General features: G+C 57.5%; 14 protein-coding genes and 5 pseudogenes. 10 read left to right on the top strand and 9 right to left on the bottom strand.

The window, feature by feature from the left end; genetic code table 11:
- Positions 1-36 precede the first annotated feature (36 nt).
- From AC6I8M_RS13855 to AC6I8M_RS13845, 3 genes are read left to right on the top strand one after another with little or no spacing between them, the layout of a single operon-like run.
- On the top strand, positions 37-672 hold the full coding sequence (locus tag AC6I8M_RS13855; RefSeq protein WP_022547399.1) for a baseplate assembly protein: 636 nt from the start codon (positions 37-39) through the stop codon (positions 670-672).
- Positions 662-1,204 carry a phage tail protein I gene (locus tag AC6I8M_RS13850; protein ID WP_022548472.1) on the top strand — a complete coding sequence of 181 codons (543 nt, stop codon included), beginning with the start codon at positions 662-664 and terminating at the stop codon, positions 1,202-1,204. The genes AC6I8M_RS13855 and AC6I8M_RS13850 overlap by 11 nt, the downstream gene beginning before the upstream one ends.
- 47 nt (positions 1,205-1,251) lie before the next feature.
- A complete protein-coding gene (locus AC6I8M_RS13845; protein ID WP_498013807.1) occupies positions 1,252-2,406 on the top strand; it encodes a tail fiber protein in 1,155 nt (384 codons plus the stop codon).
- Here the strand turns inward: AC6I8M_RS13845 and AC6I8M_RS13840 are convergent.
- Together AC6I8M_RS13840 and AC6I8M_RS13835 are read right to left on the bottom strand one after the other, a co-directional pair.
- Positions 2,313-2,822 carry a tail fiber assembly protein gene (locus tag AC6I8M_RS13840; protein WP_022548508.1) on the bottom strand — a complete coding sequence of 170 codons (510 nt, stop codon included), beginning with the start codon at positions 2,820-2,822 and terminating at the stop codon, positions 2,313-2,315. The two genes, AC6I8M_RS13845 and AC6I8M_RS13840, sit on opposite strands and share 94 nt — an antisense overlap.
- Positions 2,823-2,824: 2 nt before the next feature.
- Complete coding sequence (locus tag AC6I8M_RS13835; protein WP_022547402.1) at positions 2,825-3,418, bottom strand: tail fiber protein; 594 nt, start codon at positions 3,416-3,418, stop codon at positions 2,825-2,827.
- Positions 3,419-3,579: 161 nt separating this feature from the next.
- On the opposite strand from AC6I8M_RS13835, the gene AC6I8M_RS13830 reads away from it, so the two are divergent.
- Together AC6I8M_RS13830 and tsx are read left to right on the top strand one after the other, a co-directional pair.
- The gene (locus AC6I8M_RS13830) at positions 3,580-4,170 is read left to right on the top strand and encodes a recombinase family protein (protein WP_022548474.1); all 591 of its coding nucleotides are present in this window, start codon (positions 3,580-3,582) and stop codon (positions 4,168-4,170) included.
- Positions 4,171-4,213: 43 nt separating this feature from the next.
- Positions 4,214-4,789 (top strand): nucleoside-specific channel-forming protein Tsx, encoded by a 576-nt coding sequence (gene tsx, locus AC6I8M_RS13825; protein WP_498013819.1) that lies wholly within the window; start codon positions 4,214-4,216, stop codon positions 4,787-4,789.
- A gap of 45 nt (positions 4,790-4,834) precedes the next feature.
- Here the strand turns inward: tsx and yjdN are convergent, their stop codons facing one another.
- Both yjdN and AC6I8M_RS13815 read right to left on the bottom strand, forming a co-directional pair.
- A complete protein-coding gene (gene yjdN, locus AC6I8M_RS13820; protein WP_498013462.1) occupies positions 4,835-5,272 on the bottom strand; it encodes a VOC family metalloprotein YjdN in 438 nt (145 codons plus the stop codon).
- A 71-nt stretch (positions 5,273-5,343) separates the two neighbouring features.
- Entirely contained in the window at positions 5,344-6,243 is a 900-nt protein-coding gene (locus tag AC6I8M_RS13815) for a LysR family transcriptional regulator (protein WP_010616967.1), read from the bottom strand.
- Between the two features lie 113 nt (positions 6,244-6,356).
- Between AC6I8M_RS13815 and AC6I8M_RS13810 the strand changes: the two are divergent.
- The 4 genes and pseudogenes from AC6I8M_RS13810 to AC6I8M_RS13795 form a co-directional block, all read left to right on the top strand.
- Positions 6,357-7,667: pseudogene (locus tag AC6I8M_RS13810) on the top strand (amidohydrolase); the annotation flags it as partial.
- 17 nt (positions 7,668-7,684) lie between these two features.
- Positions 7,685-9,105 (top strand): annotated as a pseudogene (locus AC6I8M_RS13805) (M20 family metallopeptidase).
- A 241-nt stretch (positions 9,106-9,346) separates the two neighbouring features.
- A pseudogene (locus tag AC6I8M_RS13800) lies at positions 9,347-10,782 on the top strand (AbgT family transporter).
- 237 nt (positions 10,783-11,019) lie between these two features.
- Positions 11,020-12,429 carry an MFS transporter gene (locus tag AC6I8M_RS13795; protein ID WP_058948819.1) on the top strand — a complete coding sequence of 470 codons (1,410 nt, stop codon included), beginning with the start codon at positions 11,020-11,022 and terminating at the stop codon, positions 12,427-12,429.
- Positions 12,430-12,571: 142 nt separating this feature from the next.
- Here the strand turns inward: AC6I8M_RS13795 and AC6I8M_RS13790 are convergent, their stop codons facing one another.
- Both AC6I8M_RS13790 and AC6I8M_RS13785 read right to left on the bottom strand, forming a co-directional pair.
- Positions 12,572-13,030: a hypothetical protein gene (locus AC6I8M_RS13790; protein WP_010616962.1), complete on the bottom strand. Its 459-nt coding sequence runs from the start codon at positions 13,028-13,030 to the stop codon at positions 12,572-12,574.
- Between the two features lie 297 nt (positions 13,031-13,327).
- Complete coding sequence (locus AC6I8M_RS13785; RefSeq protein ID WP_498013461.1) at positions 13,328-15,238, bottom strand: Ig-like domain-containing protein; 1,911 nt, start codon at positions 15,236-15,238, stop codon at positions 13,328-13,330.
- On the opposite strand from AC6I8M_RS13785, the gene AC6I8M_RS13780 reads away from it, so the two are divergent.
- Complete coding sequence (locus tag AC6I8M_RS13780) at positions 15,209-15,589, top strand: hypothetical protein (protein ID WP_010616959.1); 381 nt, start codon at positions 15,209-15,211, stop codon at positions 15,587-15,589. The genes AC6I8M_RS13785 and AC6I8M_RS13780 overlap by 30 nt on opposite strands.
- A 20-nt stretch (positions 15,590-15,609) precedes the next feature.
- Here the strand turns inward: AC6I8M_RS13780 and AC6I8M_RS13775 are convergent.
- The 3 genes and pseudogenes from AC6I8M_RS13775 to AC6I8M_RS13765 all read right to left on the bottom strand — a co-directional run bounded on the left by AC6I8M_RS13775 (position 15,610) and on the right by AC6I8M_RS13765 (position 19,479).
- A pseudogene (locus tag AC6I8M_RS13775) lies at positions 15,610-16,944 on the bottom strand (c-type cytochrome).
- An 11-nt stretch (positions 16,945-16,955) separates the two neighbouring features.
- Positions 16,956-18,764, bottom strand: a pseudogene (locus tag AC6I8M_RS13770) (GMC family oxidoreductase).
- Positions 18,742-19,479: a gluconate 2-dehydrogenase subunit 3 family protein gene (locus tag AC6I8M_RS13765; RefSeq protein ID WP_058948821.1), complete on the bottom strand. Its 738-nt coding sequence runs from the start codon at positions 19,477-19,479 to the stop codon at positions 18,742-18,744. Before AC6I8M_RS13765 ends, AC6I8M_RS13770 begins: the two are co-directional and overlap by 23 nt.
- Between the last annotated feature and the right edge of the window lie 156 nt (positions 19,480-19,635).

The following is a 19,635-nucleotide window of genomic DNA, read 5'->3' as shown; positions in this document are numbered from 1 at the left end:
GGTAACGGCTGGCAACCGGCGCAAATCAGCACCCTGATGGAGGCCATCGATGACGGGGATATCCAGGTGACCAATACCACGCCAAGCGAAGGCGGCTCAGACGCTGAGGACGATGCGCATTTGCGGAGCCGTATTCGCCTGGCTCCGGCGTCCTTCAGTACCGCCGGTTCACGCGAAGCCTATCGTTTTCATGCCATGAGTGCCCATCCGGGGATTTGTGATGTGGCGGTGACCCGCCCGAAGCCGGGGACGGTTAACCTGTATCCGCTGCTGACCAGTGGGCTGCCGGACAAGACGATACTCAGCCTGGTAACGGCGCTGTGCTCGGAAGAGCGGGTACGCCCGCTGAATGATACGGTGCAGGTGCTGGCCCCTGAGAAAGTCGACTATGCGATTAGCGCGCAACTGACCTGTTATGCCAGCCAGCCGGGCGCGCCGGTACTGAAACAGGCGCGGCAGGCCGCCGAGCAGTATGTCGCCCGCCAGGCTAAACAGCTGGGTCGGGATATTGTGCCCAGCCAGATTATCGCCGCCCTGTCCGTCCCTGGCGTTTACCGGGTGCAGCTCAGTAGTTTCAAGACCCTTGAGCCGACGGTACTGGCCGCGCAGCAATGGGCGCATTGTAGCGACATTCAGTTAACCCTGGGCGCGGAGAGTGCTGATGACCGATAACAGCCTGTTACCGCCGCTGCTGGCGGCAGAGAAACATTTTCAGGCGCTGGCGGCACAGGCCGCTTGGTTACAGCAGATTGACCTGACGCCGCTGCTGGTTTACCTGCTGGATATGACCGAGGCGTCGGCCTTGCCCTGGCTGGCAGAGCAGCTGGCGTTAACCGGGGTCAATGGCTGGTCTCTGGCAGAATCGGATGATGCGCGCCGGGCGATGCTGAAATCAGCCATCACGCTGCATCGCTATAAGGGTACCCCCTGGTCGATTCGTGCCATGATACGGGCGCTGGGGTTTGGGGAGGTGACGATAACCGAAGGGGGAGCGGCCCTTAAACCGGAACAGGCGACAGCGTATCCCGATAGCGAGACGCTGGCGGCCTTTGCGCCGGCGCGTAGCGAACTGGTGGCGCTGGATTATACGGCAGTGCCGCTGCGCTATAACGCTCAGACGACCTACCACGGGCGCTATAATCAGGCAGCAGTTAATAGTATGCAAAAACACTTAATCAATAGACGAAAACAGACTACACTGTGACTAAAAAAACCGCCAAGATGGGATCCAGCCCGATGGAGAACGATGAAATGAGCTATTTAAAAGAAACGGCTGCCTGGGAAGAGGATATCTACCAGATAGAGACCTCCGACCCGGTATTGGGTGGGCCAGATGGCATCACCAACCGACCCGCGCGTGAACTGGCGAATCGCACCGCCTGGTTAAAGCAGCAATTAAAAGAGGCGGAAGCGGCGTTAACCGCACATACGCGCTCGAGAAACCACCCGGATGCGAGCGTAAGTGAAAAGGGTTTCGTCAAGCTCAGCAACGCCAATCAGAGCAGCAGTGAAACGGAAGCGGCGACCCCGAAAGCGGTAAAAATTGTCAATGACAGGCTGAACGCGGTGATCGACAGTGCACCCTCAACATTAGACACACTGAATAAACTGGCAAAAGCCATCGACAATAACCCTAAATTTGCTGAAAAACTCAATCAGCTTCTTGAGCAGAAGTTATCAAAAAATGACAACGGCGCCGACATCCCGGACAAAAATCAATTTATAAAAAACCTTGGTTTAACGGAAACGGTAGATTGTGCAAAAAATGCACTGGATAAACGGACTGGCGGAACGGTCAATGGCGACATTCTTTCACAGGGTGGCCAAATCGGAATGAAGGGGGATAACAGTAAGCCTTTTATTCTCGCGAATGCTGATGGCAACGTGCGCGCCTATATCTGGAAAGATAAGGGCGGTGATGGAATACACATCAATAACGGTATTGACGGCGGCGGCGATTATATTTTTCATAAAGATGGCGGTTTTCGTGCCCCTTCTTCCGTGTATGCCGGAGCTGCAAGGATAGCCGCTGACGGCAATATCTACGGTAGCATGTGGGGCAATCAGTGGCTGGACGCTTACCTGGAAAAGACCTTCCAGCCTAAAGGGGCCTACGGCAAAGCGAATACAGCGAAGCTCGGGGTCAATGGATGGTTTAAATGCGGGGACACGGGATTAATTATTCAGTGGGCAAGATATGGAAAAGATAAAAGGGAAGGAACCTATGATTTCCCGTTGCCCATGAAATTTCCCAGCGCGGGATTGTTCTGTATCGGCTATGTTGCTTCTGCGATAAATTTTCATGCAGATCGTCAATCACAGTCAGCCCATCTGGTCGATAACGGGATCGTCAGGGTGACGGTGGATAACAGCCTTGAAACCGTGGTTCTGGCGATTGGTTTCTGAAGGAGGTCTGGCCAGTCGATATCCGTGGCTGCGCTGAGATCGATACGATTAAGCAGCACGCGGTATTTTTTCCAGGACAGCAGTAACGCTTTTTCGGCATCCGTTGCCATATCGAGGTCTACGGCGTCCTGAAGAGGTGCAATGGCGGCGGTAGCAATCTGCATCAGCGAGGATTTTCGCTTCTCTGCTGCTGATATCAGATCTTCTTTTGTTGGTGGTGGTATATCTCCCCATGCTGGAAAACCATCCGTACCAACTATACGCTGCTTACCTTTGGGAGACAGATTGCCTGCAAATTCCAGCCAGACATCATCACCGACTTCAACGGTATCTTTGGGAAAGCTGCCTGCCCTGATATAGTCCTGTTTTAATTCTTCAGGGAAAAAAGCATTTTCACCCGGACTGTAGTAATACATGATTAATATCCTATTGCTATCCTGGCTGTAGCCAGGTTGTAGTCAGTTGTAACCTTGATATGCGCCTTATCGACTAATCCGGCAGAGTGTGAACATAGATCTTCACCCATCCCTATAGCTTCAGCAACCCAGCCCAGCGCCCACAGACCTTCATTTGGAAACGGAAGGGGCAGCGGAAGGATTTTCCTGTCAAAGTTTTCGCTATCAGTTTTACCCCACTGGATAATCAATCCCGTGTCCCCGCATTTAAACCATCCATTGACCCCGAGCTTCGCTGTATTCGCTTTGCCGTAGGCCCCTTTGGGCTGGAAGGTCTTTTTCAGGTAAGCGTCCAGCCACTGATTGCCCCACATGCTACCGTAGATATTGCCGTCAGAGGCTATCCTTGCGGCTCCGGCATATATGGAAGAAGGGGCACGAAAACCGCCATCTTTATGAAAAATATAATCGCCGCCGCCGTCATTGCCATTGTTTAGCCGAACGCCATCACCGCCCTTGTCTTTGTAGAGCCACATGCGAACGCTATCATCCTGATTATGAATACCCAGATGCTTGCGGCCATCCCCCTTCAGGGTGATCTGGCCCCCCTGTGACATAATGTCACCATTGACCGTTCCGCCAGTCCGTTTATCCAGTGCATTTTTTGCACAATCTACCGTTTCCGTTAAACCAAGGTTTTCTTAAATCGGGAATTTAGCTAATATTTTGCCCAAAACCAGCGATGACAAGGCTTTCGGAGGGAGGATTAGGGGCTAAAATGGCAAAAATTGGCTATATGAGGGTGTCAAAAAATGACCAAAACACCGATTTACAGCAAAAATCCTTGATTTGTGCAAATTGCGAACAGATTTTTGAGGATAAAATCAGTGGAAAAACAGACCAGAGACCCGGATTAAAACGCGCGTTAAACTGCCTGAAATCGGGGGATACTCTGGTGGTCTGGAAGCTCGACAGGCTGGGTCGCAGCATTAAACATTTGATTACTTTAATATCCAATCTGGAAGATGAAGGTATTCATTTTCATAGTTTGACGGATGCCATTGATACCTCTACGTCCGCAGGCCGTTTTTTCTTTCATGTGATGAGCGCGTTAGCACAAATGGAGCGCGAACTGATTGTTGAGCGTACTCAGGCTGGTTTAGCTGCAGCGAGAAGCAGAGGACGTATTGGCGGCAGACCTCAGTCGCTATCTTTTGCACAGCAACAGGAAGCTCAAAAATTATTGGCGAATGGTCATAGCAGAAAACAGCTTGCGTTACTGTATGATGTTTCATTGGCCAGCATCTACAAATATTGTCCAGTTAACCGGAATGCTCGAACAGGCCAAAATGGCTTTGATGAAAAATGACAGTGTAATTTCGTTGCACTGATGGAAACAAAAGTAGCCTGTCATTTATCGCACGTTTTGGCTTCAAATATCGCACGCCGCATCAACCGGCACCAGCCTGGCATTCGGACCGTTCAAAGAGTGGTACTTCGCTAACAACGACATCTACGACATGGGTCGTAACAGCGACAGCCGTCAGAACACCTGGTATATGGGTCTGGGTACTGACATCGATACCCATAGCGATATCGGCCTGTCTCTGAACGTGTACGCGAAATACCAGTGGGAAAACTACGGTGCGGCGAACGAAAACAGCTGGGATGGTTATCGCTTCAAGGTAAAATACTTTGTGCCGATCACTGATCTGTGGGGCGGCAAGCTGAGCTATATCGGCTTAACCAACTTTGACTGGGGCTCCGATCTGCGTGACAAGTCTGACCGCTCACGCACCAGCAACTCGATTGCCTCCAGCCACATCCTGTCGCTGAACTACGATCACTGGCATGTCTCTACCGTGGCGCGTTACTTCCACAACGGCGGCCAGTGGGCTGATGGCCAGGAGCTGAACTTCGGCAACGGTCCGTTTGAAGTGAAATCAACCGGCTGGGGTTACTACCTTGTAGTGGGTTACAACTTCTAAACCGCTTCCGGCGTGGCCGCCCACCATCGCGGCCACGCCAGTCTGTTACGCCTGTGGCTTCACCACGTTGATGCGCCATGGGATGCCGAACTTATCGATAAACATCCCAAAGCTGTTCGACCAGAAGGTTTTCTGCCATTCAGTGGTCACTTTGCCGCCCGCAGAGAGCTTATCAAACCAGGCTTTTCCCTCCGCTTCATCTGGCGTGGCCAGGCTCACCGCATAGCCGGCATGTTCGGACGCCGGTGGCTGGGCGGTATTGCCATCACTCAGCATCAGTTCGCCCTGACCAATGCGCAGATGCGCATGCATAATCTTTTCCGGCGGCAGCGGCGGCGCGGACTGATCGCCCACCTGTTCGCCCTGCTCCGGCATATCGCCAAACGTCATTTTTTGCAGAATTTCACCGCCGGTGGCTTCCAGATAGAAGGCAATCGCTTCTTCACAGCGGCCGTAGAGAAATAAATAAGGACTCACCTGCATCGTAACCTCCGTTGAGAGTTCGTTAACGCGTGTCGTACACCTAAAGTGTAGACGATGCAGTTTTTCGCCCGTCACGGCTGGCAGTAGCGGCGGAACAGCTGCGCCATGTAAGCGCTCATAGGCGTCAGCGCGGTGTCTTTACGCTGAATCAGATAGAAGGTGGCTTTCGGCAGCGGATCGTCGAGATCCAGCGCGATCAGCTGCCCGCCGTGCGTAGGGTCTTCAATCACGTCGCGCGAAATGATGCTGACAAAATCACTCTTCGCCACCAGGCTGGTGCAGGCCATAAAGGTCTCGCAGATCAACGCGATTTTGGGTGCCATGCCGCGCTCACCGAACAGGTCATGCAGCAGTCGGTAATAACTGCCCTGCGGCGTCGGCATGGTCCAGTCGCAGTGCTGCAACTCGGCCAGCGAGCGCGCATGCGCCATCGGATGCCCTTTACGCATCACCACCTGATACTCGCGCTGCATCAGCCGCTCGAAAATCAGCACCTGATCGAAATGATGCCGGTCGTAGGTATTGATGGTGAAATCCAGCGCGCCCTGACGCAGTTCATGCACCATCGACACCAGCTGGCCCTCCACGATACGCACTTTCACCAGTGGATACTCACGATGAAACTGGGTTATCACCTGCGGCATCACGGTACGCGCAATGCTGCCGCCCACCCCAATATTCACTCTGCCACCGGCCAGATCGAGCCGCTGCTGGATATCCTCCTGCGCCACGCGTAGTTCCTCCAGCACCAGACAGGCATGACGAAAAAAGGTTTCACCGACATCGGTCAGTGCCACGCCCTGCTGGCGACGCTCGAACAGGCGCGCGCCCAGCGCCAGCTCCAGTTCCTGAATCGCTTTGGTTAACGCCGGCTGCGACAGGCCCGACAGCCGGCTGGCGGCGCGAATACTGCCCTGGCGCGCCACGTCAACAAAGGCGCGCAGCTGATGAAGTTTGAGATTGGCCGGCATAATCAGATGATAACCATTGTCTATCGGTCACAAGATATTCGCATCTTATGCACCCTAATACCATTGTGTAGATTCAGTTGAATGCATAAAAAACCAACACTAAGGAACAGCCGATGAACACCCTTTCCGACCTCGTCAACGCGCGGATACCGCAGATGCAGACATGGCGCCGCGACCTGCACCAGTATGCTGAATCCGGCTGGCTGGAGTTCCGCACCGCCACGCTGGTTGCGGAAGAGCTGCATCGTCTTGGTTATCAGCTACAGCTGGGCCGTGAGGTGATTGATGCCGATGCGCGCATGGGCCTGCCGTCTGCTGAAGTGCTGGCGCAGCAGGAAGCGCGTGCGCTGCAGCAGGGCGCGCTGCCACAGTGGCTGCCCCACTTCTCCGGCGGTTTCTGCGGCGTCGTGGCAACGCTGGACACCGGGCGTCCCGGTCCGGTGATGGGCTTTCGTGTTGATATGGACGCGCTCGACCAGACGGAAAGCGCCGCCGCCGATCACCTGCCGACGCGGGAAGGCTTCGCCTCGTGCAATCCCGGCATGATGCACGCCTGCGGCCACGACGGCCACACCACTATAGTTCTGGCGCTGGCGGGCGTGCTGATGGCGATGAAGCACCAGCTGAGCGGCAGCATAAAACTCATTTTTCAGCCGGCCGAAGAAGGCGTACGCGGAGCCAAAGCCATGGTGGCCGCGGGCGTGCTCGATGATGTCGATCTGTTCACCGCCATTCACCTTGGCACCGGTGTGCCGCCAGGCGAGATCGTCTGCGGCAGCGACAGCTTTCTCGCCACGACCAAACTGGACGTGCGTTTTACCGGGGTCGGTGCGCATGCCGGTGGCAAACCGGAAGAGGGACGCAACGCGCTGCTGGCGGCGGCGCAGGCCACGCTGGCGCTGCACACACTGCCGCAGCACAGCGGCGGCGTGGCGCGCGTTAACGTTGGCGTATTACAGGCCGGCAGCGGACGCAACGTGGTGCCGGATGTTGCGCTGATGAAGGTGGAAACGCGCGGCGCGAGTAATCAGGTCAATGGCGACATCTATCAGCAGGCGCTGCGCGTGATTGCCGGTGCCGCGGCGATGTACGGTGTTGAGCACGAGATCACGCTGATGGGCGGTGCACGCAGCTGCACGCCGAGCCCGGCGTGGGTCAGTTTTATCCATCAGCAGGCCGAAGCGCTGGGTCTGTTCAGTTCGGTGATAGACAGCAAACAGCAGGCGGCCGGTTCCGAAGATGCCACCTATATGATGGAGCGCGTACAGCAGCGCGGCAGCCTGGCGTCTTAGGTCATCTTCGGCTGCGAGCTGGCGGCGGGTCATCACAATGCGCGGTTCGACTTTGATGAAGCGGTGATGGCCACCGCCGTGCAGATGCTGGCCACGCTGGCGCTTAATCAGACGCAGTTCGGCGGTGCCCGACGAGCGCGCACGACTTCATCGATCGCTACATCGACCAGCATCAGGCGCGCTTCAGTGCCATCAGCGATGCGATCTGGGACGTGCCGGAAACCCGTTTCGAAGAGACGCAATCGTCTGCGCTGCTGGCCGATGCGCTGGCGCAGGAGGGTTTTGAGGTCGAGCGCGGCGTCGGCGGTCTCGATACCGCGTTTATCGCCGCAATCGGCCACGGCCAACCGGTGATCGCCATCCTCGGCGAGTTTGATGCGTTGGCCGGTCTGAGCCAGCAGGCGGGCTGGGCCACGCCCAACCCGCTGGTGGAAAACGGCAACGGTCACGGCTGCGGTCACAACCTGCTCAGTACCGCCGGCCTGGCCGCCGCTTTCGCCATCAAAGCCTGGTGGGCAGAACAGGGCGGACGCGGCACGCTGAGCTTTTACGGCTGCCCTGCCGAGGAGGGCGGCTCGGGTAAAACCTTTATGGTGCGCGAGGGGCTGTTTGATGATGTCGATGCTGCCGTGACCTGGCACCCGGAAGGCTTCAGCGGCATGTTCAACCTCAGCACCCTTGCCAATATTCAGACGGCGTTTCACTTCAAAGGCGTGGCAGCGCATGCCGCTAACTCGCCGCATCTCGGGCGCAGCGCGCTGGACGCGGTGACGCTGATGAACACCAGCGCGAATTTCCTGCGCGAGCATATCGTGCAGGAGGCGCGCCTGCACTATGCGGTCACCCAAACCGGCGGCGTATCGCCCAACGTGGTGCAGGCCGATGCCGAAGTGCTGTACCTGATTCGCGCGCCGCAGCTCGACCAGGCCCAGGATATCTACCAGCGCGTGATCAACATCGCCAAAGGCGCGGCGCTGATGACCGATACGCAGATGACGGTACGTTTTGATAAAGCCTGCTCCAACTATGTGCCCAACCGCGCGCTGGAAGCGTTGATGGAACGCAATTTGCACCATTTTGGTCTGCCGCACTACAGCGCGCAGGAACAGGCGTTTGCGGCAGAGATCCGCGCCACGCTGAGCAAAGACGATCTGCGTAACGCGCGACTGAATGCGGCGCGCACCGGCGGCGAAGCGGGTATCGCCTGGGCCGGGGCGCTGGGGGATAAAGTGCTGATGGATGACGTAGCGCCGTATGCGGTCACGCGCGAGTTGCTGTACGGCTCAACCGACGTTGGGGATGTTAGCTGGGTAACGCCGACGGCGCAGTGTTTTGCCCCCTGTTTTGCCTTCGGCACGCCGCTGCACACTTGGCAGCGCAGGGCAGCACGCCGATTGCCCACAAAGGGATGTGCCTCGCCGCCAAAGTACTGGCCGCCACCGCGCTGACGCTGTTGCACGATGATGCCGCGCTGGCGCGCTGTCGTGAAGAGTTTGACCGCGTGCGCCGCGAACAGCCGTACGTGTGCCCGATTCCGGCCGGCGTGCAGCCATCGACATTAGCATCCTGAGTTCAGCAACGCATTACGCCAGGTGCGCATAAATGCGCTCCCTACGGGACGGATTGTGACCGCTCTGCAACGCAGTAACCTAGTGCGCATACATGCGCTCCCTACGGGGGCGTGACCGGTGGTCACCGCTCCTTACCGTGTAGGGTCGCCATTTATGGCGACCTGGTGCCAACGCATCACCATAAAAAAATATAAGCAGTACGCAACCATAACTGACAAGACGACTCATGAGGATCTACCGATGGAAGTGATGACCGAAAATCGCAGCCCCGGCAAGCTGTTCAGCTGGATTGAGCGGGTCGGCAACAAAGTGCCGAACCCGTTCTTACTGTTTGTCTACCTGATCGTGGTGCTGATGATCGCCACCGCGCTTCTCAGCAGCCTCGATGTGGCCGTTAAAAATCAGGCCAATGGCGAACTGGTGCGGGTCAATAACCTGCTGAGCGTGGCGGGCATTCAGTGGATCCTGCCCAACATCATTAAAAACTTCAGCGGCTTCACCCCTCTGGGCTCCATTCTGGCGCTGGTGATCGGTGCCGGCCTGGCGGAAAAAGTCGGGCTGCTGCAGTCGCTGATGGTGAAGATGGCGTCGCACGTCAGCCGTCGCTACGCCAGCTATATGGTGCTGTTTATCGCTTTCTTCAGCCATATCTCTTCCGATGCCGCACTGGTGGTGATGCCGCCCGCTCGGCGCGCTGATATTCCTCGCCGTCGGGCGTCATCCGGTAGCGGGCCTGCTGGCGGCGATTGCCGGCGTCGCGTCGGGTTTTACCGCGAATCTGCTGATCGTCACCACCGACGTGCTGCTCTCCGGTATCAGTAGCGAGGCGGCGAAAGCGATCAGCGACACGGTCCACGTCAGCGTGATCGATAACTGGTTCTTTATGGCCAGCTCGGTCATCGTACTGACCGTGGCCGGCGCGCTGCTGACCGATAAATTTGTCGAACCGCGCCTGCCCGTCTGGAACCGCGGCCACCACGATCGCCTGCCACCACTGACGGCGCAGGAGAATCGCGACCTGAAGGCGGCCGGTCTCGCCGCACTGGTCTTCATCGGCGTGATGGCGCTGCTGGTGGTGCCGGAGCATGCGCCGCTGCGTAACCCGAAAACCGGCGGCATCATCCCTTCGCCGTTTATTCAGGGCATCGTGCCAATCATCATCCTGTTCTTCTTTGTGGTGGCGATTGCCTATGGTGCGGTGACGCAGCAGATTCGCCGCGCTGACGATATCCCCAGACTGCTGGTGGATCCGATGAAGAGCATGGCCGGCTTTATCGTCATGGTGTTTCCGCTGTCGCAGTTCGTGGCGTTCTTCAACTGGAGCAACATGGGCAAGTTTATGGCCATCGGCCTGACTGATATGCTAGAGAGCGCCGGCATCAGCGGTGCGCCGGCCTTCCTCGGCCTGATGTTCCTCTCGGCGTTTCTGTGCATGTTTATCGCCAGCGGCTCGGCGATCTGGTCGATCCTCGCGCCGGTGTTTGTGCCGATGTTTATGCTGCTCGGCTTTCACCCGGCGTTTGCCCAGATTATTTTCCGCATCGCCGTTTCTGCCGCTGTTCCTCGGTTTCCTGCAGCGCTATCAAAAAGACGCGCAGCTCGGCACCTACTACGTGCTGATCTTCCCGTATCCGCTGGTGTTCTTTGTGACGTGGATCGCGCTGCTGCTGGTGTAGTATCTGCTGGGCCTGCCCATCGGTCCGGGCGTCTATCCGCATCTGTCTTGACCCGGCGCCATGGATGGCGTACCGCTTTCTGTGAACTGCAACGCACGTTGCCAAAATGTCACCGCTGCGCCTCTCGGCAACCTCGGACGAATTTATTATCCTGCTATTCCTTCGCTTGCTAACGGTTAATTCTTTCTGACAAACCACCACCGGGCGGATCCTGCAAACACCGAGGTAACAATCATAATGACAACCACCTATTCGACAGGGGTGGCGACCGATCGCATCGCTACCGAACGCCAAACGCTGGCCGGGCGCATCGACGCCCTGCCCTCTTCCGCCGGACTGTGGCGCTTTATTACGCTGCTGGCGCTCGGCGGCTTCTTCGAGCTGTACGATCTGTTTGAAACCGGCTACATCAGCGCCGGACTGGTGGCGGCAGGCGAGTTCCACACCGGCGCCGCTGGCGTCTTCGGTATCGCCGATCAGGCGGCGTTTGCCTCGGCGACCTTCCTCGGCCTGTTTGTCGGTGCCAGCCTGCTGACGCCCTATGCCGACTGCTTCGGCCGTCGCCTGACCTTTATGTGCGCGCTGGCGTGGTACGGTGCGTTCTCACTGCTGATGGCGTTCCAGCACAGCGCGGAGATGATTATTCTGTGCCGCTTCCTGGTCGGTATCGGTCTGGGCGTCGAGCTGGTGACCATCGATACCTATCTGTCTGAGTGGGTGCCAGCCCATCTGCGCAGCCGCGCATTTGCCTTCTCTTTTTTCATTCAGTTCCTGTCGGTGCCGACGGTAGCGCTGATGTCATGGTGGCTGGTACCGCAAACCCTGCTCGGCCTCGAAGGCTGGCGCTGGGTAGTGATCGCCGGTGCGCTGTGCTCGCTGGTGATCTGGTTTATCCGGAAAAATCTGCCGGAGTCGGCGCGCTGGCTGGCGCAGCAGGGGCGGCATCAGGACGCGCACCGGGTACTGAGCGAGATGGAAAAACGCTGCGGCATTGCGCCGGGGGACGACTTCTCTCAGCGCGATGCGGCGGCACAGCTGCCGAAAAAAGGGCGCTTTAGCGAAATCTGGGCACCCGCTTATCGCAAGCGTACGCTGATGATGGTGGTGATCAACTTCTTCCAGGCGATTGGCTTCTTCGGCTTAGGTAACTGGCTGCCGGCGCTGCTGTCCGGCAAGGGGGCCACCGTCACCCACAGCCTGCTGTACGCCTTTTTCATCACGCTGGCCTATCCGCTCGGCTCGCTGATTTGCAGCCGCTACGCCGACCGGCTTGAAAACAAATGGCAGATCGTTTTTTCATCGCTGATGACGGTGGTGTTCGGCACGCTGTTCGCGCTGACCAGCAACCCGCTGCTGATAGTGGTGTGCGGTTTCCTGATCACCTACAGCAACGCCTGGCTGACCTTCAGCTATCACGCTTATCAGACTGAGATCTTCCCGACGCACATTCGTGCGCGCGCCGTCGGCTTCTGCTATTCGTTCAGCCGGCTATCGACCGCTTTCAGCAGTATTCTGATTGGCCTGATTCTGCAGTATGCCGGCAGTCAGGGGGTGATCGTGTTTATCGTGCTGAGTATGCTGATGGTGATGCTGTCGGTCGGGATTTACGGGCCGAAGACGCGGGGGCTGGATCTGGAGAACATTTAAACCGGATGGGCGCAAGGTGGGCGGCGGCCGGTTCAGCCCGGCAATGTGCACCCCTGGTAGCGGCGCGATTTATCATGTAATAAATCGCGCCGCTACGGCTTAGGGCAAACAGGTAGGGAGGCTATATCGCCTCCCGCCGGGTTTACACCAGCTCGGTTTTCACCCCCTCCTGAATCAGCACGTCGGCATCGACGCCGCTGTGGCTGTAAACCTGATACTTCACGCCAGCCACCGTGGTGCTGCCCTGCTGTTTCACCCAATCGCCCACGTCACCGCCGTCGCCGAGGATGTCATCCAGCTTCACTACGTCCTGCGCATCGCCTTTGATCAGCAACTGGGTTTTGCCGTCGCCGATAAACAGGTCTTTGCTGCCAGCACTGAGAATATCCGCCACGCTAACGCTAAGCGTATTTTTACCGTTGCCGATCATATCGATTACCGCGGCTTCTTCACCGCTGGCCAGGCTCTCTGCCAGCACACTGTCAGCTTCCGCTACGGTGATTGCACCGGTATGCGTCCGCGGCTGGATAAAAAGATTGTCCAGCAGGAAGTCATTACCGTAACCGTCAGCCGTGTCATTCACCACGGCTACTTTTACCACTTCGGTTTCAGTGGCAACATAAGTCCCTGTTTTGTGCTGCTAGGTGGTTGATAACGCCGAGGGCGCAATCACTGTCTTGCCATCCACTTCAATCCCGATGACCGGTGCTACCCAGCCCTGATTGAGGCGCTGACCATCGAAGCCCAGCGTATAACTCTTACCTGCTTCAACCTAGATATACTGGTAAACCACTTCGCCGCTGTAATCGCGCCCCTGAACGTAGTCGGTCATCGTGCCCAGTACATTGGAGCCATCCTTGCCTTTCCAGTAAGTGGTGCGTAGCTGGTTATATTTTTCTTATAGCCCGGCGGCCATCCAGCCCTGCAGCGTGCCGTCGTTGAAATTCCAGTCGAGACGCTGTTTATCCACCGGCGTTACGTTGACCGGCTTTATACCGAGGTTATCCAGCAGGAAATCGTTGCCATAGCCATTGGCGGTGGCATTGGTGACCGCCACTTTGACCACTTTGGTCTCGGTTGCGACATAGATGCCGCTTTTATGCTGCCACGACGATGTCAGCGCGCTGGGTGCAATCACCTTTTTGCCGTCTATCTCAATGCCGATCACCGGCACTGCCCAGCCCTGATTCAGGCTGTAGCCATCAAAACCAAATTCATAGGTTTTACCCGCTTCCACTTCTATGTAGCGATAAACCACGTCGCCACTGTAATCACGCCCCTCTACGTAGTCAGTCATTGTGCCGAGGACATGAGAACCGTCGGCACCTTTCCAGTAGGTGGTGCTCAGCTGGTTATATTTTTTGTACACCCCAGCAGTAAACCACCCCTGCAAGGTGCCATCATCAAAGTTCCACACCAGCCCGTGATCGACCTTCGGCGGATCGACATTGATCTCCAGCAGAAAGGTTGGCGCATTCACATCACGAATGGCGCTATCACTGACCTGAAATTGCGTCAATCCTTTCCACGGCGAGCGATCGTAAGACTGATAGCTCCAGTTACCCGTAGCATCAGCTGTGACCGAGTCCATTAATACCCAGTGGCCATCAATATGCCGCGCATGGATATACACCATGCTGTTGGCTTCGGCTTTGCCCTGCCGCGTCGGCGCCATGTCATCGGTGGTGGCGCCGTTGATTAATTTGCCTTGCTCGGGCCCGACATTATCGTGCGCCGCGTTGATGGTGGGCTTCAGGCGGGTGCCGTTGTCTGACACATACAGGTCGAACAGCGGCGCAGCGGGATCGCGCGTCGGGCTATTACTGGCTTGGAAGTGATACGGGCCGGCACCGCCATCCAGTCGGGCGATTTCCACCTGCCAGTGGCCAAAGGCATCCGCCTGGGTGCTGCCTTTCAGCCACCAGCTGCCGTTTTCGCGCGTGGCATACACATAGACGATACTGTTGGCTTCTGCCGTGCCTTTGAGCGTTGGGGTGAAGTCATCGGTCAGCGCGCCGTTTTCCAGTTTGCCCTGTGCCGGGCCAACGTTATCCAGCGCATACTCAATCTTCACGGGCGCGGTGGGCACCACCGTATAAGTAAACGGCTCGCTCGCATGGCTCAACTCACCACGGTTATTTTGCGCGCGGGTGGTAATGGTGTTTTCACCGTAGCCCAGCAGATCAACGTTGCTCTCCCAGCGCCACTGCCCGTCAATCACAGGTGCCACGCCGACGCGTACCCCGTTGACGTAGATGATGACGTTTTCTGCGTCCAGCGGCGCGTTGCCGCTCAGGCGCGGGCTGCGATCGTCGCTTTCGCTACCGGCTTTAATCACGCCGGTGTTCACCCCGTCATTATCAAATACTTCCAGCAGCTGCGGCTTATCGATGCGCGGCGTGTTGACGAACAGCGTATAGACCGGGGAATCGACACTCATTTGACCAAATTTGTCGGTGGCGGTGACGGACAGGCGCTGTTCACCGTCGCTCAGTGCCGGCGTGATGGTCCACTGACCGTTTTTCGCCGCCTGCACGCTGCCAATCAGCACCCCGTTGCTGTACAGGCGGACAATGCTGTCCGGCTCGGCATAACCGGAAATGGCTGGCGTTTTATCATCGGTGAAGCCTTTGTTGCCAACCGGGCCCTGCACCGGTCCGAAATCATCCAGTACGCGCATAATTGCCGGCATATCGGGCGGGCTGAGATCGACTTCCAGCCGTGTCTGGAACGGACTCCCGGCGTTACCGGCCCGGTCGAAAAAGCGCACGGTGAGATTGTGGCTCCCCTCTTCCAGCCGCAGCGGCAACTGATACTCCCAGATGCCATCTGCCTAAACCTGGGTGGTAAACAGCTGGCCGTTAATGGCAAATTCGATATAGCTGACTCTCTTATCCTCAATCACCCCTTTCCAGTACTGATAAGGTTAATTAACGTAGTTCTCCTGCCCCGGTTTGGTCGGGTCGTAATAGCCTACAGACATATGGTCATCTTTTTCGCCAGAGTTAATATCGTTAAAGTAACGCTTAATAAGCGGCAGGGATTTTTAAACGCAGGGGAAGGAATCTCTTACAAGAAACGTCTGAAAGGAAAATATAAGATAATGAATTTTAGTGGGATTTTTCGCACCCTTCAGGCCATGAACCGCGCCATGACCTGAAGGAAATGCTTAAAACAGGCTTACTGCTTTTCCAGCACCCGGATATCCGCGCTGCCCTGTTTTGGCTGCACGCTGTCATCCTGGCGCAGTTTCGCCACCTGTTTCGCCGTGACGTTGGCCTGCACGCCGTTGCCCCAGCTGCTGCGGATAAAGTTCACCACATCCGCCACCTGGCTGTCGTTCAGACGCCAGCCAAACGCCGGCATGGTGATCGCGGTCGGTGCGCCTTGCACGCCCGGCAGCGTGCCGCCGACCAGTACGATGTGAATCAGCGACGTCGGATCCCTCTGCCATCACCACCGGATTCCCGCGCAGTGCCGGATAGAAGTGCTGATAGCCGCTGCCGTCGGTTTTATGACACGCCGCACAGCTGTCGACATACACGCCGGCACCCGGCTGGCTGTCGTCACCTTTCCACAGCGCCCGGGCCACTGCGTCATCCTCACGGAACAACGCCTGAGACGGATCTTTCGCACCGAGCGATTTCAGGTAACGGGCAATCGCGCTGATATCCGCATTGCTGAGATACTGCAGGCTGTGCTGCACCACCTCGGTCATGCCACCAAACGCCGCCGTGTGATCGTTACGGCCATAGCGCAGGAACTGCTGCAGATCCGCTTCGATCCAGCGCCCCAGACCATCGCGGTTATCACCGCGCAGGTTGCTGGCGGTCCAGCCGTCAATCGGCGCGCTGCTGCCGGCAAGGTAATCGTTGCCCTGGCCGTTATTCAGCGCTTTCTCCTGCATGGTGAAGCTGCGCGGCGTGTGGCAGGCACCACAGTGGCCCAGCCCTTCCACCAGATAGCGACCACGCGCCAGCGTCGGATCTTCCTGCGCTGCCGGCTGGAACGCCTTCACATCTGGCGCAAATAGGCCGCGCCAGATCGCCAGCGGCCAGCGGCCAGCGGCCAGCGCATCGACAGCGGCCATGGAATGTCGCTCTCTTTGTTAGCCTGCGCCACCGGTGCCACGCCGTGCATGAAGTAGGCATACAGCGCCTTCATGTCGTCATCGCTGACCACCGCATAAGACGGATAGGGCATCGCCGGATAGAGCGTGTCGCCATTCTTCGCCACGCCGTGACGCACCGCTTTCTGGAAGTCGTCATAGCTGTAGTCACCAATGCCGGTTGCCTTATCTGGCGTGATATTGGTGGAGTAGATGGTGCCAATCGGCGTCGCCATCGGCAGGCCGCCGGCAAACGGTTTACCGCCTGCGGTGCTGTGGCAGGCGACGCAGTCACTGGCGCGCGCCAGATACTCACCGCGCTGCACCAGCGCATCGGCGGCGGTGTCCTCCGCCAGCGCGGCGAACGACAGGGTGCCCAGCAACAGGGCTGTTAAACTTTTGATCATCGCCATGTTCCTTATGCCTGTACTAGCGGGCCGGGGTTCTTTAGATACTGTTCACGAATCGCTTTGGCGGACCAGTAGCTCAGCGCCGCCACCATGCCGGTGGGGTTGTAGCCCAGTCCCTGCGGGAAGGCAGAAGCGCCGGCGACAAACACGTTCGGCACATCCCTGCTCTGCAGATAGCGGTTCACCGCGCTGGTTTTAGGATCTTCGCCCATGATGGCGCCGCCGCTCATGTGCGTAGTCTGGTACACGGTGGTATCGAAATGGGCAGCCGGCCCTTTCGCGCCGCCAATGATCATCTTCGGATTCATCGCTTCGGTGATTTTGCGCATCTTGCCGATCATGAACTGCGCCATTTTGATGTCGTTGTCCTGCCAGTCAAAGGTCATACGCAGCAGCGGCTGGCCGTAAGCATCTTTGTCGTTGGGATCGAGATCGAGGTAGTTAGCGCGATACGACTGGTGCGCGCCGTGCGCATCCATCGACACGTGATGGTTATAGTTATCCGCCACCGCCGCTTTCCACTGGCTGCCCCAGTTCGGCGTGCCTTTTGGCGTCGGCAGGCCGGAGATCGGCTTGGTGCCCGCCTAGTTGACCCAGAACGGTGAACCGCCGACAAAGCCGTACGGGCCATGGTCAAAGTTATCAGCGTTGTAATCATCCACCGCCACACCTGCGCCACCGGCACCGATGAACGGATTGGTGGTGGTGTTTTTATCAAACAGCGCCTTCAGCGTGGAGATGTTCTGGTAGGCAAAGTTACGGCCGACCACACCCTCGTTGCTGATAGGGTTGTACGGCTTGCCGATGCCGGACAGCAGCATCAGGTGCACGTTGTGGAACTGGAAGGCGGAGAGGATCACCAGATCCGCCGGCTGCTCCACTTCACGCCCCTGGCCGTCCAGATAGGTGACGCCGGTCGCGCGTTTTTTATCGTCGGTCAGGTTGACGCGCAGCACATACGCGTTGTTGCGCAGCTCAAACTTCGGCTCCTGGCGCAGCGCGGGCAGAATGTTAACGTTCGGCGACGCTTTGGAGTACATGTAGCAGGCGTAGCCGCTGCAGTAGCCGCAGAAGTTGCACGGCCCCATCTGCGCGCCGTAAGTATTGGTGTAAGGACCGGAGGTGTTGGCCGACGGCATATCGTAAGGGTGATAGCCCACCAACTCCGCCGCCTGGGCAAACAGCTGTGCCGACCAGGTGCGCTTCTGCGCGGGCAGCGGGAAGTCGCTGGAGCGATCCGGCGCATACGGGTTGCCGCCTTTCTCTTTGCCCACCACTTTGCCCTTGATTGACCAGGCGCTGCTGGAGGTGCCGAACACTTTTTCCGCCTGATCGAAGAACGGTTCAAGCTCGTCATAGCTGACGCCGAAATCCTGAATGGTCATGCCTTCCGGGATAAAGTTTTTGCCGTAACGCTGCTTGTAGTGACTGCGCAGGTTCAGCTCGACCGGGTCGACACGGAAGTGCACGCCCGACCAGTGCAGGCCGGCGCCGCCGGTGCCGGTGCCCGGCAGGAATGCCGCCAGCTGACGATACGGTACGGCGGTTTGTGAGGCATCGTGACGGATAGTTACGGTGCTTTTTGACAGATCCTAGAATAGCTTTTTGCGGATGTTATAAGTCAGTTCATCAATGGACTGTGGATAGGATCCATCCGGATAGGTATCGCGATGCGGCCCGCGCTCCAGCGCCACCACATGCAGACCGGCCTCGGTCAGCTCTTTCGCCATGATCGCTCCGGCCCAGCCGAAACCGACGATTGCCACATCCACTTTTTTAACGCATTTGCCACGGTTACGCCCTCTCGCCGCGAATATCGACTGACGGGAACGGATAACGTTCGCCGCGCTCTACCCAATCCATAAAGTCGGCGCGTGCGCCGGGGAAGCCGATCAGCTTCCAGCCCACCATGCCCTGATTGCCGCTGTGGATCGGATCGCTGAAGTAGCCCTCGCTGGTGTTTTGCAACAGAAAGGCGAAGAAGGTTTTGGCCGGCACCTGCGGGAATTGCGCACTGCCGTTTTCGAAGGCGCTCAGCAGCGCATCCTGCTGCGTGGGCGTCAGCTCGGCAAACACCTTGCCGTGCTGCTGTTTGCTCCAGCCATCGGCATCGGCCAGGCCGAGACGGTAGATCAGCTGCGGCACCAGCGGCAGCTGATAGCCGAGCTCTTTTGGCAGATCCGGATTGAACGGTCCCTGCATATACCAGTTGCTGCCGGTGGCATACGGCGTATTCATCTGGCGATCGATAAACTCCGGTACGCCGGCTTCCAGCGCGCCAGGTCCGCGTTCATCGCTGGGGATCAGGCGCGCCACGGCGGCTTTGATGAAGGCAAACTCTTCGGCGGTAAACCACACCGGCTGATACTCGCGCGCCTGCTGCGGCGCAGCGGCCGACGACGATGCCGCACCGGCGGCCATTGGCGCGACCAGTGCGCCCATCGCCGTACTGCCTACCGCCATTGCCGGCGCCAGGGTGATGGTTCTCAGCAGGAAATACCGGCGAGTGTGACCCTTTTTTTCTTCTGACATGACATAGCCTTATTACCGCATATAATGCGGCATGAAAGTAAAGTAGTTGCGTTGTCATGATTTTTATTGGCGTTTTAAGGGATACAGCAAAAATGTTACCGGTAACAGTTAGCGTAGTGTAATACCAACGCCGTTAATAATTTAGTTTCCCGAAAC

The organism is Type-A symbiont of Plautia stali, from assembly GCF_059731155.1.
Note: the sequence above shows the minus strand (reverse complement) of the source record. Positions and strands in the feature narration are given on the sequence as shown.